The sequence below is a fragment of the Curtobacterium sp. MCLR17_042 genome, from assembly GCF_003234695.1.
Taxonomy (GTDB): Bacteria; Actinomycetota; Actinomycetes; order Actinomycetales; family Microbacteriaceae; genus Curtobacterium; species Curtobacterium flaccumfaciens.
This window is the reverse complement of record NZ_QKTD01000019.1, coordinates 1-19,642: the sequence shown is the minus strand read 5'-3', so window position 1 is coordinate 19,642 and position 19,642 is coordinate 1. Positions and strand designations below refer to the sequence as shown.

24 protein-coding genes and 1 riboswitch are annotated in these 19,642 nt (G+C 73.2%); of the genes, 15 read left to right on the top strand and 9 right to left on the bottom strand.

The window, feature by feature from the left end:
• Window positions 1-72: 72 nt before the first annotated feature.
• Together DEJ02_RS16240 and DEJ02_RS16235 are read left to right on the top strand one after the other, a co-directional pair.
• Window positions 73-882 (top strand): GAF domain-containing protein, encoded by an 810-nt coding sequence (locus DEJ02_RS16240; protein ID WP_110865089.1) that lies wholly within the window; start codon window positions 73-75, stop codon window positions 880-882.
• Window positions 883-923: 41 nt separating this feature from the next.
• Complete coding sequence (locus DEJ02_RS16235) at window positions 924-1,109, top strand: hypothetical protein (RefSeq protein WP_027465208.1); 186 nt, start codon at window positions 924-926, stop codon at window positions 1,107-1,109.
• A gap of 97 nt (window positions 1,110-1,206) precedes the next feature.
• Here DEJ02_RS16235 and DEJ02_RS16230 read toward each other — a convergent pair whose 3' ends face one another.
• Both DEJ02_RS16230 and DEJ02_RS16225 read right to left on the bottom strand, forming a co-directional pair.
• Window positions 1,207-2,238, bottom strand: a complete 1,032-nt coding sequence (locus DEJ02_RS16230; RefSeq protein WP_111033794.1) for an NADPH:quinone reductase — start codon at window positions 2,236-2,238, stop codon at window positions 1,207-1,209.
• A 49-nt stretch (window positions 2,239-2,287) separates the two neighbouring features.
• Window positions 2,288-2,650: a helix-turn-helix domain-containing protein gene (locus DEJ02_RS16225; protein ID WP_071247254.1), complete on the bottom strand. Its 363-nt coding sequence runs from the start codon at window positions 2,648-2,650 to the stop codon at window positions 2,288-2,290.
• Window positions 2,651-2,758: 108 nt separating this feature from the next.
• On the opposite strand from DEJ02_RS16225, the gene DEJ02_RS16220 reads away from it, so the two are divergent.
• The gene (locus tag DEJ02_RS16220) at window positions 2,759-3,406 is read left to right on the top strand and encodes an NAD(P)-dependent oxidoreductase (RefSeq protein WP_111033793.1); all 648 of its coding nucleotides are present in this window, start codon (window positions 2,759-2,761) and stop codon (window positions 3,404-3,406) included.
• A 177-nt stretch (window positions 3,407-3,583) separates the two neighbouring features.
• Here DEJ02_RS16220 and DEJ02_RS16215 read toward each other — a convergent pair whose 3' ends face one another.
• Entirely contained in the window at window positions 3,584-4,906 is a 1,323-nt protein-coding gene (locus tag DEJ02_RS16215; protein ID WP_071405388.1) for an MFS transporter, read from the bottom strand.
• A 136-nt stretch (window positions 4,907-5,042) separates the two neighbouring features.
• Between DEJ02_RS16215 and DEJ02_RS16210 the strand changes: the two genes are divergently transcribed.
• The gene (locus DEJ02_RS16210; RefSeq protein ID WP_017886578.1) at window positions 5,043-5,900 is read left to right on the top strand and encodes a LysR substrate-binding domain-containing protein; all 858 of its coding nucleotides are present in this window, start codon (window positions 5,043-5,045) and stop codon (window positions 5,898-5,900) included.
• 12 nt (window positions 5,901-5,912) lie between these two features.
• Here DEJ02_RS16210 and DEJ02_RS16205 read toward each other — a convergent pair whose 3' ends face one another.
• A complete protein-coding gene (locus DEJ02_RS16205; RefSeq protein WP_146249314.1) occupies window positions 5,913-7,160 on the bottom strand; it encodes a hypothetical protein in 1,248 nt (415 codons plus the stop codon).
• A gap of 97 nt (window positions 7,161-7,257) precedes the next feature.
• Here DEJ02_RS16205 and DEJ02_RS16200 point away from each other — a divergent pair, with 97 nt between their 5' ends.
• Window positions 7,258-8,226: an aldo/keto reductase gene (locus DEJ02_RS16200; protein ID WP_111033791.1), complete on the top strand. Its 969-nt coding sequence runs from the start codon at window positions 7,258-7,260 to the stop codon at window positions 8,224-8,226.
• 126 nt (window positions 8,227-8,352) lie between these two features.
• Here DEJ02_RS16200 and DEJ02_RS16195 read toward each other — a convergent pair whose 3' ends face one another.
• A complete protein-coding gene (locus DEJ02_RS16195) occupies window positions 8,353-8,988 on the bottom strand; it encodes an NADPH-dependent F420 reductase (protein WP_111033790.1) in 636 nt (211 codons plus the stop codon).
• A 75-nt stretch (window positions 8,989-9,063) separates the two neighbouring features.
• On the opposite strand from DEJ02_RS16195, the gene DEJ02_RS16190 reads away from it, so the two are divergent.
• From DEJ02_RS16190 to DEJ02_RS16175, 4 genes are all read left to right on the top strand, one after another.
• Complete coding sequence (locus tag DEJ02_RS16190; protein WP_111033789.1) at window positions 9,064-9,360, top strand: GNAT family N-acetyltransferase; 297 nt, start codon at window positions 9,064-9,066, stop codon at window positions 9,358-9,360.
• A 21-nt stretch (window positions 9,361-9,381) separates the two neighbouring features.
• The gene (locus tag DEJ02_RS16185; protein WP_111033788.1) at window positions 9,382-9,843 is read left to right on the top strand and encodes a VOC family protein; all 462 of its coding nucleotides are present in this window, start codon (window positions 9,382-9,384) and stop codon (window positions 9,841-9,843) included.
• An 83-nt stretch (window positions 9,844-9,926) separates the two neighbouring features.
• Window positions 9,927-10,397, top strand: a complete 471-nt coding sequence (locus tag DEJ02_RS16180; protein WP_051596672.1) for a MarR family winged helix-turn-helix transcriptional regulator — start codon at window positions 9,927-9,929, stop codon at window positions 10,395-10,397.
• On the top strand, window positions 10,394-10,903 hold the full coding sequence (locus DEJ02_RS16175; RefSeq protein ID WP_111033787.1) for a metallophosphoesterase: 510 nt from the start codon (window positions 10,394-10,396) through the stop codon (window positions 10,901-10,903). Before DEJ02_RS16180 ends, DEJ02_RS16175 begins: the two co-directional genes overlap by 4 nt.
• 103 nt (window positions 10,904-11,006) lie before the next feature.
• Here DEJ02_RS16175 and DEJ02_RS16170 read toward each other — a convergent pair whose 3' ends face one another.
• The 3 genes from DEJ02_RS16170 to thiM all read right to left on the bottom strand — a co-directional run bounded on the left by DEJ02_RS16170 (window position 11,007) and on the right by thiM (window position 14,148).
• A complete protein-coding gene (locus DEJ02_RS16170; protein WP_111033786.1) occupies window positions 11,007-12,539 on the bottom strand; it encodes a bifunctional hydroxymethylpyrimidine kinase/phosphomethylpyrimidine kinase in 1,533 nt (510 codons plus the stop codon).
• Entirely contained in the window at window positions 12,536-13,285 is a 750-nt protein-coding gene (gene thiE / locus DEJ02_RS18715) for a thiamine phosphate synthase (protein WP_111033785.1), read from the bottom strand. Before thiE ends, DEJ02_RS16170 begins: the two co-directional genes overlap by 4 nt.
• Window positions 13,282-14,148 carry a hydroxyethylthiazole kinase gene (gene thiM, locus DEJ02_RS16160; RefSeq protein ID WP_181440405.1) on the bottom strand — a complete coding sequence of 289 codons (867 nt, stop codon included), beginning with the start codon at window positions 14,146-14,148 and terminating at the stop codon, window positions 13,282-13,284. Before thiM ends, thiE begins: the two co-directional genes overlap by 4 nt.
• A riboswitch (TPP riboswitch) is annotated at window positions 14,137-14,232 on the bottom strand. It overlaps the preceding gene by 12 nt.
• A gap of 68 nt (window positions 14,233-14,300) precedes the next feature.
• On the opposite strand from thiM, the gene DEJ02_RS16155 reads away from it, so the two are divergent.
• The 5 genes from DEJ02_RS16155 to DEJ02_RS16135 all read left to right on the top strand — a co-directional run bounded on the left by DEJ02_RS16155 (window position 14,301) and on the right by DEJ02_RS16135 (window position 18,717).
• Entirely contained in the window at window positions 14,301-15,221 is a 921-nt protein-coding gene (locus tag DEJ02_RS16155; RefSeq protein ID WP_111033784.1) for an NUDIX domain-containing protein, read from the top strand.
• A gap of 102 nt (window positions 15,222-15,323) precedes the next feature.
• Window positions 15,324-16,070 carry a phosphotransferase enzyme family protein gene (locus tag DEJ02_RS16150; RefSeq protein ID WP_111095034.1) on the top strand — a complete coding sequence of 249 codons (747 nt, stop codon included), beginning with the start codon at window positions 15,324-15,326 and terminating at the stop codon, window positions 16,068-16,070.
• The gene (locus DEJ02_RS16145) at window positions 16,067-17,143 is read left to right on the top strand and encodes a winged helix DNA-binding domain-containing protein (protein ID WP_111033782.1); all 1,077 of its coding nucleotides are present in this window, start codon (window positions 16,067-16,069) and stop codon (window positions 17,141-17,143) included. Before DEJ02_RS16150 ends, DEJ02_RS16145 begins: the two co-directional genes overlap by 4 nt.
• 173 nt (window positions 17,144-17,316) lie before the next feature.
• Window positions 17,317-18,246, top strand: a complete 930-nt coding sequence (locus DEJ02_RS16140; RefSeq protein ID WP_111033781.1) for a DnaJ domain-containing protein — start codon at window positions 17,317-17,319, stop codon at window positions 18,244-18,246.
• Between the two features lie 93 nt (window positions 18,247-18,339).
• A complete protein-coding gene (locus DEJ02_RS16135; RefSeq protein WP_181440404.1) occupies window positions 18,340-18,717 on the top strand; it encodes a hypothetical protein in 378 nt (125 codons plus the stop codon).
• On the opposite strand, the gene DEJ02_RS16130 is transcribed toward DEJ02_RS16135, so the two are convergent.
• Complete coding sequence (locus DEJ02_RS16130) at window positions 18,711-19,073, bottom strand: RNA-binding S4 domain-containing protein (RefSeq protein WP_071405402.1); 363 nt, start codon at window positions 19,071-19,073, stop codon at window positions 18,711-18,713. The genes DEJ02_RS16135 and DEJ02_RS16130 overlap by 7 nt on opposite strands.
• A 33-nt stretch (window positions 19,074-19,106) precedes the next feature.
• Here DEJ02_RS16130 and DEJ02_RS16125 point away from each other — a divergent pair, with 33 nt between their 5' ends.
• Window positions 19,107-19,364 (top strand): hypothetical protein, encoded by a 258-nt coding sequence (locus DEJ02_RS16125; RefSeq protein ID WP_258378764.1) that lies wholly within the window; start codon window positions 19,107-19,109, stop codon window positions 19,362-19,364.
• Window positions 19,365-19,642: the final 278 nt, after the last annotated feature.

The window sequence follows — 19,642 nt, the reverse complement described above, 5'->3', positions numbered from 1 at the left end:
CGATGGATCCTGTGGAGAACCCGCCTGTGGACAACTCCGTCCGCGTCGGTGGCGTGACCTAGCGTCGTGGTCATGGGGAACCAGCGTTCAGGACGGGTCGGCACGGTCGTGTGGCCGATCGTGGTGGCTGCTGCGCCCACCGCGGCGTTCCAGCTGCCGAACCTGTTCGTCACGCCGGCGGTCCGGCTGTCGCTCGTCGCGTTCGGGCTCGTCGTGCTCGTCGGCGCCGTGACCGTGCAGGTGGTCCGGACCCGGCGCAGCGACGCCGCCCGGTCGGTGGCCGAGGACAACGCCACCGCGGCGGAGCTCGAGCAGTCGACGGCGGTCCGGTACGCGTTCGGCCAGATCGCCACCCGGCTCGTCCGGTTCACCGAGCTGCCCCGGTCCGAGCGCCACGGCGAGCTCTCGGTCGTCGCCGACCGCGTCGCCGTGGCCCTGGCGTTCTACCTGCTGCCGAAGGTGCCCGACGTCCGCGCCAACGTGTACCAGCTGTCCACCGATCTGCGGGCGCTCGAGCCGATCGGTCACGGTGGCGCCGGCGACACCGCCGGGGTCTTCCGAGCGGGCACGCCCTACGGCGACCGCAACCTCGAGTGGGTGCTGGTCGGGGGATCACCCCGGATCGTCGGTGACCGCTCGGCCGACGTGGACGTCGACCAGGACCTGCCGGGCTTCGAGCCGCGGTACACCTCGTACGTCTCGGTGGTGATCCGGTCCGACCAGTACTCGTTCGGCATGCTCACCGTCGACTCCCCGGTCCCCGACGCCTTCACCGAACTCGACGCCAAGAACATCGCGATGATGGCGTCGTTCATGGCCGTCGCGTTCTCGTTGACCTACTCGTTCCCCGAGCGCGACCGCAATCCAAGGAAAGGCCCGTGATGCTCACACGCTCTGTCGGACGCTCGACGTACGATGCCCCCATGACGACCGTGAACCCTGCTCCGCCGTCGTTCGGGCGTGCCCGGATCTCCTCGCCGAACTGGAACGACACCACCACCGACGCCGACTACGAAGACCTCGACGTCATCGCCGCCAACATCGAACGCGAGCGCGTTGCAGCCCGGCTCCGGGTCACCGCAGCCATCGCCGCGCGTCTGGGTCGCTGACCCCTCCCGCATCGTCCACGACGAACGGCTCCCACGCATGCGTGGGAGCCGTTCGTCGTCTGCTGAGCCCGAGCCGGAGCCGGAACTGGTGTCGCAGCTACGGCGCCTCGGTCACGTCGATGAGCACCTTGCCGACCGTGTCCTGCTCGACCGCGTCGTGCGCCTGGGCGGTCTGCTCGAGCGCGAAGCGGGTGAGCGGAAGCCCGGCGTCCTCGCCGACCGGCAGCACACCGTCGTGCAGCGCCTCGGTGACGTCCTCGGCCGCCGCGGACAGCGCCTCGTCGCCGATCGTGTAGAGCAGCAGGAACTGGTAGCGGGCGTTCACGCTCATGTTCGGGCGGATCGGCAGGCTCGCCTCGTCGCCGCCGTTGTTCGCGTAGATCGACACGACACCGTGGTTCGCCAGCACGTCGGCGACCAGCGCGGCGTTCTGCGGGATCGACACCTCGACGACGATGTCGACACCGTCGGGTGCGATCGACCGGATGCGCTCGGCGGCGTCCTCCTCGCGGTAGTTCACGACGTGGTGGGCGCCGGCCGCCGTGGCGAGGGCTGCCTTCGCGTCCGAGCTGATCGTCGTGATGACGGTCGCTCCGGCCCAGCGGGCGAGCTGGATCGCGGCGTGCCCCACGGCACCGGCGCCGCCGGCGACGAGCACGGTGAAGCCGTCGAGGGATCCGGGGCCTAGACGTGCGGGGCCGTCCTCGTGGGTGGTGAGGGCGCGGTGCGCCGTCATCGCGGGGACGCCGAGCGAGGCGCCGACGTCGAACGAGACACCGTCGGGCAGCGGGACCACGCGCGACTCGGGCACGACCGTGTACTCCTGTGCCGTGCCGGTCGGCCGTGACGCCGCCGCCATGAACAGCCAGACGCGGTCGCCGACGGCCAGCCCGTCGACTCCGGGGCCGACGGCGTCGACGACACCGGCGCCGTCCTGGTTCGGCGTGATCTCGGGGAAGGGCAGTCCGTCGCCGTACGTGCCGCCGGCACGGGCCTTCCAGTCGGTCGGGTTGACGCCGGAGACGACGACGCGGACGCGGACCTCGCCGGCTCCGGGCTCCGGGATCTCCCGCTCGACGAGTTCGAGGACGCTGCTGGCACCGGGCTTCGTGTAGACGATCGATCGCATGTCCCCAGGCAACCACTCGTCGCCGTCGGGGATTCCGAGTGCGGGGTGCTCAGCGCGCGTCGTACCCCTCGCGCGCCTCGGCGACGTCGGGCATGTGCGAGGTGGCCCAGTCCTCCAGCGGGACGAGCACCGTGCGCAACGACCGCCCGAGCTCGGTCAGTTCGTACTCCACGTGCGGCGGGATCTCGGGGAACACCGTCCGCGTCACCATGCCGTCGCGCTCGAGGGCCCGCAGTGTCTGGGTGAGCATCTTCTGGGAGACCCCCTGCACCCGGGCCGCCACGGCCGAGTACCGTGCGGGACCGTCGGCGAGGGCGCCGATCGTCAGCACGCTCCACCGGTCGCCGATGCGGTCGAGCAGCTGCCGGCTGGGGCAGTCCGCCGCGTAGGGGCTGTACTCGAGTGCTGACATGGTCTCCTCCGCAACGCACCGCCAGGTGCCTACTTACTCAAAGAGAGTAACTCTTGTACGGTGACTGTCAACGTCGCTGACGCCCAGCACGTCCACGAAGGGAACACCATGACCAACATCGTCGTCTTCGGAGGCACCGGCTACGCCGGCTCCGCCATCACCCACGAGGCACTCTCCCGCGGCATCGCCGTCACCGCGGTGGCCCGCGACACGAGCAAGCTCGAGCCGGCCGAGGGTCTCACCCTGGCGCAGGGTGACGCGTTCGACGCCGACTTCGTGTCCGAGGTCACCAAGGGTGCCGACGTCGTCATCGTCTCGCTCCACGCCGTGCAGGCCGACGGCAGCGAGCTGAAGGACAAGTTCCAGCACTTCGTCGACGCCGCCGCTGCAGCCGGTGCGCGGCTCGGCATCGTCGGCGGTGCCGGCTCGATGCGCGTGTCCGAGGACGGCCCCCGACTCTTCGACACCGACGGCTTCCCGGACGCCTTCAAGGGTGAGGCGAAGAGCCACGCGCAGATCCTCGACGCCCTCCGTGCGTCGGACACCGAGGTCGACTGGTTCTACGTGAGCCCCGCCGCGGCCTTCGGCAGCTACAACCCGGGCGAGCGTCGCGGCACCTACCGCGCCTCGGACGAGGTCCTGCTCGCCGACGCCGAGGGCAACTCGGACATCTCCGGCGCCGACTACGCGATCGCGTTCGTCGACGAGATCGTCACCCCGGCGCACCACCAGACGCGTTTCGGCGTCGCCTACTGAGGCACTGCCCCTCGCAAGACACCGGTGTTCACGCAACACACCGCGGGATCCTGCGGCGTCGAGCGTGGACACCGGTGTCTTGCGTACCGCCGGGCGCGACCAACGGGCGGACGGGAGGCACGGGGCGGGGCCGCCACGGGCCTCCAGGCCGGCGGGTGGTCACCGCCAGGGCCCGCGTCAGTGCGCGACGATCGCCGGCACCGGCAGGTGGTGGCGCATCCGCACCGCCAGGTGCAGGCCGCCCCGGCGGGCGAGCACGAGCGCGATCACGGCGGCGGCCGCAGCCGGCACGCCACCGGCGACCATCATCCCCACGTGCGCACCGAAGTGGTCGACGATCTGCCCCATCAGGGGCCCGCCGATCGCCTGCCCACCGAGCAGCACGAGGACGTAGAGCGACATCACCCGGCCGCGGATCGCCACGTTCGACGACAGCTGCACGAGCGAGTTCGACGCGGTCTGGAACAGCAGCTGCGACATCCCGACAGCAACCAGCGCGACGGTGAACGGTGCGATCGCCGGGATCGACCCCGAGACGACGAGCAGCACGCCCGTCCAGAACACCCCGCCGACGATGGTGCGGAGCCGGACGACGGCCCTGCGGGTGGAGAGCAGCGCACCGACCAGGGCGCCGATCGCCACGGCGGAGTTGAACACCCCGTAGCCGCCGGCGCCGACGTCGTACACCTGTGACGCGAAGGCGGACAGCAGCACGGGCATCGTCAGCGCGAACACCGAGAAGAACGCGACGAGGATCACCGGCACGATGATCGTCGGCTTGTGCACGGCGTAGCGGAGGCCCTCCACGAGCTGCCCCTTGCCGCGGGGTGCCGGTGGTGTGCGGTGCAGTTCGGAGACCTTCAGGAACCCGAGCGTTACGACGACGGCGACGCAGGCGATCGCGTTCACACCGAACGACCACCCCGCGCCGACCGCGACGAGCAGTGCCCCGGACAGCGCCGGGCCGATCATGCCGCCGAGCTGGAACACCGACGAGTTCACGCTGATGGCGTTCCGCAGGTGCTTGTGCCCGACGATCTCGGTGACGAACACCTGCCGTGCCGGGTTGTCGATGACGGTGACCATGCCGACCAGGAAGGCGATCACCCAGATGTGCCACGCCTCGACGACGCCGGCGAGCGTCAGGACGGCGAGCAGCGCGGACAGCACCGCGAAGGCTCCCTGGGTGATCATCATGAGCGCGCGCTTCGAGAACCGGTCGACCAGGACGCCGCCGAGCAGCCCGAACAGCAGCATCGGCGCGAACTGGCAGGCGACCGTGATGCCGACCTGCGCGACCGACCCGGTCAGCTGCAGCACGAGCCAGTCCTGGGCGATGCGCTGCATCCAGCCGGCGGTCATCGCCACCAGGTTGGTCGCCGTGAACAGCCGGAAGTTCGGCACGGACAGGGCGATGAGCGTGTGGCGCCACGGCGGTCGCGTGGCCTGGATCGGGAGCGGTTCGGTGGGCGGGGGGAGGGTCGTCGGTGACGCGCTCACGGTGCGGGGTTCTCCGGACGTCGGTGTGGATCTGGTACCCCAACGAAACTACGTGGCGCCGGGCCATTCGATACCCCTATGGTGGCTATCACTCCATTGCGATGTCGAATGAGGTCGCACCGACGGAAGGCGCGACGTGCTCGATCCGGTCCTGTTGCAGACGTTCCTGGCCGTGGCGGAGACCGGCAGCTTCACGCAGGCCGGCACCCGGCTCGGCATCAGCCAGCCGACGGTGTCGCAGCACGTCCGGCGCCTGGAGACCGCGGTGGCGCGCACCCTGGTCGCCCGGGACACCCGCGGCGTCGCCCTGACCGACAACGGGGACGCGATGGCCGGGTTCGCACGGACGATCCTCGCCGCGCACGCCACCGCCGACGCCTACTTCTCCGGGGCGGCCACCCGCGGACGCCTGCGGTTCGGGGCGGCGGACGACCTCGCCATCACCCAGCTGCCGCGGATCCTGCGGGACTTCCGACGGCTGCACCCGCAGGTGAACCTCGAGCTCACGGTGAACCAGTCGTCACCGCTGCTCCGCCGGGTGCACGCCGGCCAGCTCGACCTGGTGTTCATCAAGCAGACGGCGGGGGAGTCCGCCGAGGGCACCCGGGTCGCCACCGACCAGATGGTGTGGATGGCGCAGGACGGCATCGCCCTGGAACCCGGCGAACCCGTCCCGCTCATCGCGTACCAGGCGCCGAGCATCAGCCGGCAGATGGCGATCGACGCCCTCGAGGCAGCCGGCCGCACCTGGCGGATCACGTGCAACACCCGCGACGTCAACGGGGTGCTCGCCGCGGTGCGCGCGGGCATCGGCGTCGCGGTGTTCCCGCACTCGCTGATCCCGGCCGACCTGGTGAAGGTGTCGCAGCGGCTCGGGCTGCCGGACCTGCCGGCGGTGGACTACGTCCTCATCGCGAACCCGACGGTGCAGCGAGAGCCGATCGACGCGCTGACGAACGCGATCCTGTCCCGTGGGGTCGTCCGCGCCGTCTGAGCGCGTGCGGCGCTACGGGGCGAGCGTCGGGGTCGTGCCGGTGCCGGTGACGTCCGGCAGCGTCACGCCCACGAGCGGCAGCAGCGCTGCAGCGACCGCCCACAGCAGCACGACCGTGCCGACGCCACCGAGCACGGCGCCGAGCAGCGCGACCGGCCGCTGCCACGTGGCCGTGCGGTCGCGAAGCGTCACGATCGAGAGGACCAGCGCGAGCAGTCCGAGCACCACGCCGACGCCGTGCACGGTCGCCGGAGCGGTGAACCACCAGGCCGCCAGACCGATCGTCGCGATCCCGGCGACGGCACCGAGCACCGCGCCGGCGGTCGCGCCGAGCGCACGGCGTGGCTCCGGCAGGGCGGCTGCGGCCGCGGGCTGGTCGAGCAGTTCGGTCGGGAGGCCCGCCTCGCCCCCGTCAGTACCCTGCGGCACCGGGGCGGGTGCGACCAGGGCCGTGGTCGCGGCGGTGTTCCGGGTCGCGACGGCGGGGCCGCCGGGAGCGGCGGTCGTCGGCGCCGCGTGCAGCACGGCGTCGAACGACCGTGCGACTGCGGGAGCGGTTGCGGCCGACCGTGCGGCGGCCTGTTGGTGGGCGAAGCGTCGGGGCGTCCGGTAGCCGATCGGGCCGACGGGCTCGGGTTCGGTGCCCTCGACGACCACGTGCTCGAGGCCGGGCACCGAGAACCGGGGCTGGCCGGGGACGGGCACCGCGGGGGTGGCGGTCGGCGGTGCCGGGGCGGCTTCCGGCGACGGGGTGGTGAGCGGTGCGACGAGTGGTGCGGCGTCCGCCGAGGCGGGTGCGGCGGCGACCGGGGAGACCGGCACGACGAGCCCGGAGGCGGGGACGACCGACGACGGCGGCACCGCGGGGGTCTCGAACGGCACGGTGTGCACGTTCGGCGACATCGGGGCCGGGGGCAGCAGTTCCTGCTGCGGCGGGAAGTCGGGCACCGGGCCGTCGGCCTCGACCAGGGCGGCGATCGACGCGGGTTCGGACGTCGGTGCGTGCGCGGCCGGCGCATGCGCTGCGGGTGACCGCTCAGCCGCGGCGTTCCCTGCCGGGGCGACCGTGGTCGGTGGGACCGGCGCCGCGTGGGCGGCGCGTGACGAGGCGGGGGTGGGGCGGGCCTCCCGGCCGGAGGCGTTCACGTGACCGGCGGCGGCGACCCGCTCGGGCGCGACCTCGTCGACGGGCGGCGCGGTCACCCAGGCCGGGACGGGCCGACGGGGCCGGTCCGATTCGGGCATGCGATGCGCTGCCACTGCGGCGCTCCTTCCGTCGACTGATCCATGCTCAGTTGTAGCGGCAACCGCTGTGCGGATCGCAGCCCCAGTTCGGGGTCGCCGGTACGTTCGGGTGATGACCGGAATCGAACACCGTCCCCTGGGCCCCTCGGGGCTCGTCGTCTCCACCGTCGGCCTCGGCTGCAACAACTTCGGGCGGCGGGGAACCGCGTCCGAGTCGCAGGAGGGCACCGACGCCGTCGTCGCCGCGGCCCTGGACGCCGGGGTGACGCTCTTCGACACCGCGGACATCTACGGCGGCGTGCCGGGCATGTCCGAGGAGATGCTCGGACGCTCGATCCGCGGCCGCCGCGACGAGATCGTCCTCGCCACGAAGTTCGGCATGGACATGCAGGGCGCGAACGGCCCGGACTGGGGCGTCCGCGGGTCCCGCCGGTACGTGCGGCTCGCGGTCGAGTCGTCGCTCCGCCGTCTCGGCACGGACTGGATCGACCTGTACCAGATGCACCGGCCCGACGAGGTGACCCCGATCGAGGAGACCCTGTCGGTCCTCGACGACCTGGTCCGCGAGGGCAAGATCCGGTACGTCGGGCACTCGAACTTCGCGGGGTGGCAGATCGCCGAGGCCGAGCTCACCGCATCGATCGCCGGCACCACCGCGTTCGTGTCCGCGCAGAACGAGTACAGCCCGCTCGCCCGGCACGCCGAGGCCGAGGTCCTGCCGGCCGTGCGGGCGTACGCGCTCGGGTTCCTGCCGTTCTTCCCGCTGGACAACGGGCTGCTCACCGGCAAGTACACGAAGGCGGGCGGCCCGGCCGACGGGCGGCTGACGACCTCGAAGCCGCAGGTGCTCGAGGACGCCCCGTGGGACGTGCTCGACGACTACCAGCGGTTCTGCGACGACCGGGGCGTGACGATGCTGCAGGCGACGTTCGCGTGGCTCCTGGCGCAGCCGGGGCTGTCGAGCGTCATCGCGGGGGCGACGAAGCCGGAGCAGATCACGCAGAACGTCGAGGCCGGCACCACCTGGGCGCCGACCGAGGACGACATCGCCGACATGACGACGATCTTCGACCGGGCCTGAGCGGGCGTTTCGCGCTGCTTCGCGCCCGGTCGTTTCGCGCTGAGCGACAGGTCACGGGCTGCGGAGCCCGTGGGGTGTCGCTCAGCGCGAAACGTCGCCAGCGGCAGTGCCGCGCGGTGCTGCGGACTAGCGCGTCGCGGCGGCCAGGGCGTCGCGCAGCTCGGCGGCGGTCATCCGCGGGCCGTAGCCGGGGGTGTCCCGCTGGATGCGCCAGCCCTCGGCGAGCGGCCCGGCGTCGACGACGTCGAAGCCGAACGCGTCGATGAGCTCGGTGACGGTCTGCTTGGCGGAGTCGTCGTCGCCGGCGATGACGAGGGCACGACGGTCCGGGGTGTCGGCGGGCGTCGCGTGGCCGGTGAGGTCGTCGGCGCCGATGTGGTTGAACGCCTTCACGACACGGGCGCCGGGCAGGTGGTCCTGCAGCATCTCGGCGGTGGTCGTGGACTGGTCGTCGAGGGCGGCGATGTGGCCGTCGCGCTCCCAGTAGTAGTTGTTCGTGTCGATGACGACCTTGCCGACGAGGGGCTCGACGGGGATCGTCTCGATCGCGGCGAGCGGCACCGTCACGATGACGATCTCGCCCGCTGCGGCTGCCTCGTCGCGGGTCGCTGCGCGTGCGTCGTCGCCGAGTTCCGTGACCAGGTCGGTCAGGGTCTCCGGGCCGCGGGAGTTCGCGATGACGACCTGGTGGCCGTTCCGTACCGCGAGTCGAGCGAGCTGGGATCCGATGTTGCCGGCGCCGATGATTCCGATGGTTGTCATGGTGTCCCTGCAACGCTGCCCGCCGTCGTGCATTCCCCGGGGGCGCGATCGCCCCGCCGGGAGCATGATGGCGGCATGGACCCCGAGTTCCGCGACGAGACCGATCAGGACCGCTACGCGATGTACGTCGGCGCCGAGCTCGTGAGCGTGCTCGATTACCGGGTGAACGGTGACGCGGTGGCGTTCCCGCACACGTACACGGTCCCGAAGCACCGCGGCCACGGCTACGCGGCGCAACTCGTCGAGTACGCCGTCGCCGACGTCGAGTCGTCGACCCCGAAGCGCATCGTCCCGATGTGCTGGTTCGTCGGCAAGTGGTTCGACGAACACCCCGAGAAAGCCGACCTGCTCAGCCGCAGCGCCGCGGACTGAGCACCGAACGAAGGGGCTCCCGTGCCCACCATCACCCCGTTCCTCTGGTACGACGACCAGGCCGAGCAAGCGGCCGAGTACTACGTCGGACTGTTCCCCGACAGTCGCGTCGACAGCGTCAGCCGGATGCCCGACGGCCGTGCCCTGGTCGTGGAGTTCACGTTGCTCGGCGCCCCGTACCGCGCGATGAACGGCGGCCCCGGGCACCCGCACACCGACGCGGTCTCGTTCCAGATCGACGTGGACACGCAGGACGAGCTCGACCGGCTGTGGGACGCACTGCTCGCCGACGGCGGGAGCCCGATGGCGTGCGGGTGGTTGACCGACCGCTGGGGTCTGGCGTGGCAGGTGACCCCGTCGATGCTGGGGGAGCTGATGAGCGGATCGGGTGATCCGGAGGCCAACGCCCGCGTGTTCGAGGCCATGATGCAGATGGTCAAGCTCGACATCCCCGCGCTGCAGGCCGCGGCCTCCGGTCACTGACCCCACTCCACGCGGACCCGCCGGTAGTGTGACCGGACGAGAAGACCGCCGGCCGGCGCCGGCACAGACAGGCTGGAGCCACCATGGACCACCCGAGTTCGAGGGTCCGCAACAGCGACATCAGCCGGGCGTACACCGAGCTCGCCCGCATCACCCGTCGGGCGAGCATCCGTGCCCGCGGCTCCGACCAGGTGTTGAGCGTCGTCGACCAGTCCCTCGTCGACTTCGTCGTCCAGCACCCGGGCTGCATGGCCATCGACATCGCCCGCTACCTGCGGCTGAACCGGTCGACGATCTCGCGGCAGCTGTCCGGGCTCCTCGCGACCGGGCTGGTACGGACGACCGACGGTGGCAGCGGCAACGCGAAGCCGCTCGAGGCGACCGACGCCGGCCGCGCAGCGCTCGAGCGGTCGGTGCAGCTGCACCGCGACGCGCTCGACGAACGGCTCGCCGACTGGTCGGACGACGACATCGCGCTGCTCGCCGGGCTGCTGGAGCGCCTCGGTGCCTCGGACGAGGCCGGGCTCCCGATGCCGGCACCCACCGAGTCGTGACGACGTCGTTCGTCCTGCTGTCCGACACACACCTGCCGAAGCGCGCGAAGGACCTGCCGCCCGGACTGTGGCACGACGTCGACGCGGCCGACCTCGTGGTGCACGCGGGGGACTGGGTCGACCTGGCCACCCTCGACGCCGTGCAGGCGCGGTCCAGCCGGTTCGAGGGCGTGCGGGGCAACAACGACGGTCCGGAGTTCGACGACCGGCTGCCGCTCGTCGCCCGGTTCGGTGTCGAGGACCTGCGCTTCGCCCTGGTGCACGAGACCGGGGCATCGACCGGTCGGGAGCGCCGGATGGACGCCGAGTACCCGGACACCGACGTGCTCGTCTTCGGCCACTCGCACATCCCGTGGGACACCGTGGCGCCGTCGGGGATGCGCCTGCTGAACCCCGGTTCGCCGACCGACCGCCGTCGCCAGCCGGACCACACGTGGATGCGCGGCACGGTCAGCGGCGCCGAGCTGTCCGTCGAACTGGTGCGGCTGCCGCCGGTCGCCCGCTAGCCCGGGTCGCCCGCCTGTGCCGGCGCGCCCCGTTCCCGAAAGCGACAGATCCCTGCGGAACTTCTCCGGACATCTGTCGCTTTCGCGGGGTGTTCGACGGCCGTCAGCGCAGCAGTGTCACTTCGGCGGCACCGACCGCACCGCCAGCCGTGACCGCGTCGCCCGCAGCCGCGGTGGCCCCGGCACCAGCAGCCCCTGCCAGCGGCATCCGGAAGAACGCGAGCTCCCACTCCGCCGAACGCCGGAACGCCCGCGCCATCCGCCCCCGCTCGTCGGGCGTCGCCGCACGGGCTGCCTCCTCGACGAGCCGGGTCGCCTCGGCGCTCGACGCCGCGAACCCCGGGTCCCCGTACGCCGTGATCCAGTCCGCGAAGGCGTGCCCGTCCGGAGCGACCCCGAGCTGCGACCCGACCCAGGCGTAGACCCGGAAGCACGGCAGCACCGCGGCGGCGAGCACCGCACGGGAGCCGGAGTCGGCGGCCTCCTGCAGGTGCGCGAGGTACCCGGCGCACGTGGGGTGCACGGGGTCGTCGGCGTGCGAACCGGCCAGACGACGGTGGTGCAGGTCGCGCGCCTCGTCGGCACACCCCTGCGCAGCCGCCGCCCAGAACGCAGCAGCACCGCCAGCACCAGCACCAGCACCGACCCCGAGCGCCGCCAGGTGCCGCTCGTACGCCCGCAGGTAGTGGACGTCCTGCGCCAGGTAGCCCGCGAACACCTCCGGCTCGAGCGTCCCGTCCCGGAGCCCCACCAGGAACGCGCAGTCGATCGTCTCCTGCAGCACCGACGCCGCATCCGCCCACCACACGTCCGTGTACGACAGCGCCGGCAGGGCTGCCCGCGCCTGCGCCCCGTGGTCGACCGGGCCGTTGCCGCTCCCGACCGACAGCGCGTCGGCCCCGCGCAGCGCTGCCGTCAGCCACTCCTTCGCCACCCCGACCGCGAGCTCCCAGTCGCCGTGCCGCGCGGCGACCGTCGCGATCGCACTGGAGAGCGAGCATCCGGTGCCGTGCGTGTTCGTCGTCGCGACCCGGGGGCCGGTGAACACCCGCACGGTGCCGTCCGGTGCCACGAGCACGTCGTCCGAGGTCGGCCCCTCGTCGTGCCCACCCTTCGCCAGCACCAGGACGTCCCAGCGCGCCGCCACGGCACGCGCGGCATCCAGCGACGACGCCGACGTCGACACCCCGGCCAGCTCCGCCAGCACCACGAGCTCGGCCCGGTTCGGCGTCACCAGGTCGGCGAGCGCGAACAGCGCCCCCATGGCCGCGGCCGCGTCCTCGTCGAGCAACCGGTCCCCGCTCGTCGCCACCATCACCGGATCGACGACGACCACCGGCGGCCGGTGCTCCCGGAGCCAGTCCGTCACGACCCGCACGACGTCGGCGGTGCCGAGCATCCCGATCTTCACCGCGTCGACCACGACGTCGTCCGACACCGCGTCGAGCTGCTCCCGCAGGAACCCGACGTCCGGCACGTGCACCGATCGCACCCCGTGCGTGTTCTGCGCGACGAGCGCTGTCACGACCCCCATCCCGTACCCGTCGTGCGCGGCGATCGCCTTGAGGTCCGCCTGCATCCCGGCCCCGCCCGTCGGGTCGGTCCCGGCGATGGTCAGCACCCGTGGGACGCTCATGCGTCCGCCCCGTGGTGCGTGGCGTCGGCCTGGAGGGACGGATCGCCAGCACCTGACGGCCCCGCCTCCGTCCCGTGATCGGGTCCAGGGCCCCACGCGGCCACGTACGCCGCCGCCGCGGATCCGGGGTCGGCCGCGGCACAGATGCCCGACACGATCGCGACCCCCGCGGCACCGGCAGCCCGGAGCGGCGCGACGTCGTCGAGGGTCACCCCGCCGATCGCCACGCACGGCACGTCGGTCGCGGCGGCCAGCCGGGCAAACCCGTCGTGGCCCAGCGCCGGCGGGTGGTCCGCCTTCGTCGTCGTGGGGTGCACGACCCCGACGCCGAGCAGGTCCACGGTGCTGCGGGGGAGCCGTTCGACGGCAGCAAGGTGCGCGAGCGTGTTCGTGGTGAGGCCCACGTGGGCGTCCGCTCCGAGCAGGGCGCGGGCGGCGGTGACGGGGACGTCGGACTGGCCGAGGTGCACGCCCGCCACCCGGTGTCCGGCGTGCCGTGCGGCGAGGGCGACGTCGAGCCGGTCGTCGACCACCACCGTCGCACGGTCCCCGACGGCGTCGGCGACGGCCGCGGTGAGTGCCAGCAGGTCACGCGCCGAGGCGTCCTTGTCCCGTACCTGCACGATCCGGACCCCGGCGTGCACGGCGGCACGGACGACCCCGAGCACCCCGATGCCGTGCCGGTCGGCCAGGGCGCCGTCGGTCACCAGGTAGACGCCGAACCCCGCAGACTGCAGCCCGCTCATGCCGACACCGCCGGGGCATCGACCGCAGGAGCCGTCTCGACCGTGATCCGGGCCTCGCGGACGACGTCCTCCGAGGTCAGCGACGCCAACCGGTCGAGGAACAGCGGCTGGAACGTCCCCGGCCCACCGGCATCCCGCGCCGCGAGCTCCGCGGCGATCGTGTGCACGGCGGTGGCGGCGACGGCAGCGGCACCCGCGTCCTCCGGCGCGACCGACGTGAACGCGGCGACGACCGCGCCGAGCGCACACCCACCACCGGTGATCCGCGTCAGCAGGTCGGTGCCGTTCGCCACCCGGACCACACCGATGCCCGGCGCGACCAACAGGTCGACCGCACCCGACACGGCCACCGCGGCCACGAGCCTCCCGTCCGAAGCAGCGACGGACGCGACCCGGGCGTCCTCCGTGCCCACCGTGCTGTCGACCCCGCGGCCACCGGCCGAGTCGCCGAGCAGGGCGAGCACCTCGGAGGCGTTGCCCCGCAGCACCGTCGGGTGCAGCGCGAGCAGATCGCGCGCCAGAGCGGTGCGCACCGGCAGCGAGCCGACCGCCACCGGGTCGAGGACCCACGGGGTCCCCGCGTCACGGGCGGCGTGCACGGCCTCGAGTGCGGCGACCCGCGGTTCGGCGTGCGGGGTACCGGTGTTCACCAGCAGGGCGTCCGCGACGCGGGCGAACGGCCCCGCCTCGGTCGCCACGTCGACCATCGCGGGCGAGGCCCCGAGTGCGAGCAGCACGTTCGCCGTGACGTTCTGCACGACCGTGTTCGTGATGCACTGCACCAGCGGGGCCCGGGCACGCACGGCCTCGAGCAGTTCGGCGGTTCGGTGGGCCCAGGCAGGGGAGGGCGCAGCGGTTTCCATGGACGATCCCTTCGCGAGTACGAGCTCGAGCAGGTTCGACGGGTGTGATCTCAGCCGCTGGATGCGGCACCCCGTGTCTCGAGCGACACCGTACACGACGCCCGGTGACCACTTCGAGGCCCGCTCCGGGCACCGTGTGCCAGGGTTGGACCGTGCCAGACGCAACGCCCCCCGGGCCCCCACCCGGCCCCCGCGACCCCGGTGACGCCTGGGCGGTCGGCCCCGACGGCACCAAGGCGTGGGGACGCTTCGGCGCCGCCGGCCTGCTCGTCGACGACGGCGCCGGCCGCGTGCTCCTGCAGCACCGCGTCGAGTGGAGCCACCACGGCGGCACCTGGGGCATCCCCGGTGGCGCACGGCACCAGGGCGAAGCAGCCGTGACCGCCGCCCTCCGCGAATCCGCCGAGGAAGCCGGCGTGCCCGACGACGCGATCGCCCTGCGCCACACGGCGCTGCTCGACCTGGGCTTCTGGACCTACACGACCGTCGTGGGGCGCGCCTCCCGACCCTTCGAACCCGTCATCGCCGACCGCGAGAGCCTCGCGCTGTCGTGGATCCCGATCGACCAGGTCGACGAGCTGCCCCTGCACCCCGGGTTCGGCAGGTCGTGGCCGGCACTCCGCGCCACGATCGCGACCACACCGCACGTCGTCGTCGACGCAGCGAACGTCGTCGGCAGCGTGCCCGACGGCTGGTGGAAGGACCGAGCCGGCGCCGCATCGCGCCTGTTGGAACAGGTGTCGGCGCTCGCCGCGGGCGGGGTCTCCGCATCGTTGCTCGACCTGCCGTTCGCACGGTGGTGGCCGCGGTGGACCGTGGTGCTCGAGGGGGAGGCCCGGGCCGCTGCGGACGTGGGCGGTGCGGGCGCAGACCGCGGCGCCGCCACCGGCGCCGTCGACGTCGTCCGTGCTCCGGCCTCCGGCGACGACGCCATCGTCGAGTCCGCGCGGGCCGCGGTGCAGGCCGGAGACGGGCCGGTCGTCGTCGTGACGGCCGACCGCGAGCTCCGCGACCGCGTCGAGGCCCTCGGCGCGATCGTCCACGGGCCGTCCTGGTTGCGCGATCAGCTGTAGCCGCCTGGACCGCCGCGTTCCGGATGGTGTCCGAGCGGCCGTCGGTCGCTGCCGGTACGCTGGCCCTCCGTCAACGGAGACGCAACACGCAGGAGGTTCCCCTTGGAGCGCATCACCAGGGCCGACGACCGAGTCCACCGCCCCGCCGGGCCGTGGACCCCCACGGTGCACCGGCTGCTCGCCCACCTGCACGAGCAGGGGTTCGTCGCAGCCCCCGAACCGATCGCCCTCGGTGACACCCTCGAGACGGTCTCGTTCGTCCCCGGTGTCGCGGGCGAGTACCCCTGGACCGAGGACATCGCCAGTGAGGCCGCCCTCGTCACCAGCGCCCGACTGCTCCGCCAGTTCCACGACGCCGCCGCGAGCTTCCCGCGCAGCGCCACCGACGACCTCTGGTCCCAGGCCGACCGTGCCCCCGTCGAGACGATCGTGCACGGCGACTTCGCCCCGTACAACTGCGTCTACGACGGCATCGCCGCCGTCGGCCTGATCGACTTCGACACCGCCCACCCCGGGCCCCGCGTCTGGGACGTCGCGAGTGCCGTCTACCGGTTCGCACCGTTCACCACCGGCGCTGTCGAGGGATCGACCGCCCCCGACCTCGACGAGCGGCTCGCACGGGCCGCCGAGTTCTGCCGCGCCTACGCCCTCGACGACCGCTCCCGGGGCGTCCTGGCCGAGACGATGATCGCGTCCCTCGTCGCCCTGGTCACGACGATCGAGCACGAGGCCGCCGCCGGCAACCCGAAGTTCGTCAGCGACCTGCAGCACGGCCACGCCGACCTGTACCGCGCCGACGTCGCCTACCTGGAGCAGCACGCCGACGCCGTCACCGCCGCCGTCGCGTGACCACCAGCGCCGCGCGGCTCCGCACGGCGCGGTTCGCGGCGCAGGGCATCGCGGTGCCCGGGCTGCGCCCCACCGAGGTCGTCGAGCGGATGCTGGCGGTGCAGGGGCAGGACCTCGGCCAGGTGCTCTGGACCATCGGGGTCCGCGCTCCCGGATCGTCGCGGGACGACGTCCGCGAGGCCTTCGACCGCGGGGAACTCGTCCGCTCATGGCCGATGCGCGGCACCCTGCACGCCCTGCGTCCCGACGACCTGCGACTGCTGCTCTCGCTCACCGCCGAGCGGACGCTCCGCACGATCGCCCGGCGCGCCGCCGAGCTCGGCATCGACGACGCCCTGCTCGGCCGGGCCAGGGACGCGACGATCGCGGCCCTGGTCGGTGGTCGTGCGCTGGTCCGGGACGACCTGTTCGCGGCGTACCGCGCTGCCGGCATCGACCCGGCCGGAGGCCGCGGCTACCACCTGGTCCTGCAGCTCGCGCAGGAGGGCCTCGTCGCCTGGGGCCCCACCGCCCGCGTCGGGCAGGGGCTCGTGCTGCTCGACGAGTGGGCACCCGCCACCGCTGACCCGCCGGACCGCGACGAAGCCCTCCGCCGGGTCCTGCTCGGGTACCTGCGCGGCCGTGGCCCCGCGACCGAGGCCGACGCCGCGAGCTGGACGAAGCTGCCGCTCGGTGACCTCCGCCGAGCGCGGGCCGCGGCGGGGGACGCGGTCGAGGACCTCGGCGACGGGCTCCTCGCCCTCGCCGACCGGCAGGCAGCCGCGCGCGTCCCCACGGGGCATCTGCTCCCCGGCTTCGACGAGTACCTGCTCGGGTACGCCGACCGGTCCGCGCAGCTCGATCCCGCCCACGCCGACCGGGTCGTCCCCGGGGCCAACGGCATGTTCCTGCCGATGGCCGTCGTCCGCGGTCGCGTCGTCGGCACCTGGAAGTGCACCGAGCGCCGGGCCGGGCACCTCGTCACCGTCACACCCTTCGGTGCCCTCGACGCGTCGTCCGTCCGCGCACTCGAGGCAGCGGCCGCGCGGTACGCGGCGTTCCTCGGTGCGCCCGTCGCGACCACGGTGGTCTGACGCGACCACATGCGGACCGTGTGCCGAGGCTGCCCGGCCGCGCCTCCCCTCTCCCCACCGGCACGGCCGCCCCGCCGCTGGCGCGTCGGTACGGAACCGGCGGCGTGGGCCCAGACCGCACCCAGCAACCATGCGGCGGACTCCGACACTGCCTCCGGTAATGTCGCAGGGCCATGACGGACAGCCCGGCCGACGCCACCCCCTACGAAGTCCTCGGCGTCCCCGCGACGGCTGACGACGAAGCGCTCCGCCGTGCCTACCGGCGGGCCGCCCGCGAGACGCACCCCGACCTCGGCGGCGACGCCCAGCGTTTCCGCCAGGTCCAGCTCGCATGGGAGCGCATCGGCACGCCGGCGGCCCGGCGCGCGTACGACATCGGGTCCGGCGCGTACGGCGCGTCCGGGGCGACCGCCGGCAGGGGTGACACCGGTCGCGACGCCTACGCACCCCCGGCAGCGCGTCGCGACACCCGCCCCCGTGCTCGGTCCCACGGACACCCCGGCGGTCGGTCGCGCGAGGTCTTCCTGCAGGCCGAACGCGAGTGGGTCGGGCTCGGCGACCCCATCGAGGACCCCTACGACCCCACGCTCATCCGCTCCGCGCCCCGACACATCCGGCGCCTGCTCGCCGAGGCCCTGGCCGAAGAAGCGACCGCCCTGATCGTCTCCGACATGGGGATCGGCGTCACGGTGTGGCACGACCTCGACGCCGGAGCCGAGGGCAAGCTCGACCACGCCGTCCTGACCCCGAGCGGGCTCTGGGCCGTCGAGTCCATCGACTGGGGCGCTCCGGTCCGCGTCGAGCACGGCGAGATCGTCGGCGAGACGCTCGCGCCGGGGGAGCGACCCGTCAAGGAACTCGTCCGCGCCGCCCGTGCCGTGCAGAAGCAGACCCGGGTTCGGTTCTCCGGGCGGCTGCTCGTCGTGCCGGACGCTGCCGTCACCGAGGACGTGCAGCTCGTCGGCTCCCCGAAGAAGCCCACCGCGCTCGTCGTCCGCCGGAGTGCGCTCGCCCAGGTGCTGAACGGCGTCTGGTCGCCGGCCGGTTCCGTCGACGTGTTCGAGATCCGCGACCGCCTGCAGCAGACCGTCCGCTTCGTCTGACCCTGACGCCTGCGGCCTGCGGCCTGACGCCTGACGCCTGACCCTCGACCCGGGCTCCGACCGGCACCGTCCGACGCGTCGTACGATCACGGCATGCGCGAAGAGGTCGTCGTCGTGGTCGGCGGGTGGGAGCACGACTGCTGCGGGCCCGCCTACGAACGGCAGACCACGGCGGCGTTCACCGCCTACGGGAGGACGCCGCGGTTCGCCGAGTCCCGGCACCACGACGACCCGTTCGGCATCACGGCGTTCCGTGGTCGGGTGGCCGACCTGTTCGTCGTCGCGGAGGACGGCACCCGCACCCCCGTCCACCGCATCCCGTCCGGTCGCGCGCTGGGCGGATCCGATCCGGACGACGACGGGCACTTGGAGGCGCCGTGGACCGGGGAACGGATCGAGGTCGAGTCCGACACGTTCGAGATCGTGGTCGATGTCCACGTGCCCGGGTCCGGGCCCGCGAAGCGTCAGTAGCCGCGGAGCTTCTCGAGGTCGCGGCGCTCCCGCTTGCTCGGCCGTCCGGCGCCGCGATCACGCATCGGGACGAAGCCGGCCTCTTCCTTCGACAGCCGCGGCGGGGTCTTGTCCTCGAAGTGCTTCGCCGCCTCGGGGGCGCTCGTCCGCTTCAGGATGATGCCGGTGACCATGACGATCCGGTCGAAGCCGTTCTGCCGCACCCGCACCTCGTCGCCGGGCCCGATCGGCTGGGCCGGCTTCGCGCGCTCGCCGTTCACCCGGACGTGACCGGCCTTGCACGCGGCAGTCGCGGCCGACCGGGTCTTGGTGATCCGGACGGCCCAGATCCAGCTGTCGACCCGGGCCTTCTCCATGCCGACACTCTAGGCGGCCCGTACCCTGGGGCGGTGCATGCGGACGAACAGGCGGCGATCGCCCGGGCCCGTGCCCTCGGGGTGCTGCACGACGCCGCGATCGGGGACCGCCTGGTGGTCCGGGCGCACCACGGTGACGGCGCGCAGGACGCCCTCGGTGACCTGGTCGCCCGGACGCCGGACGCCGTGACGATCACCACCCGCCGCGGCCCGGTCGAGGTCCGGCTCGCCGACGTCGTCGCCGCGAAGCGCGTCCCGCCGCCCCCGCCCGCGCGGCCTGCGCGGCGCTGACGCGCTCGGCTCGCACCGTGCGGGCTTGTCGTGCTGTCGAGCCGGGGTCGCACGGTGCGGTTTTCGCTGGCGGGTGCGTCGTCGGAGGCTCGGTGCGGGGTTGTGGTGCCGCACGGGGCCACCAACCCCGCTCCGGCTGACGAACCTCGCACCGTGCGAGATTCGCGGAGCCGGGGTCGCACGGTGCGGTTTTCGCTGGCGGGTGCGTCGTCGGAGGCTCGGTGCGGGGTTGTGGTGCCGCACGGGGCCACCAACCCCGCTCCGGCTGACGAACCTCG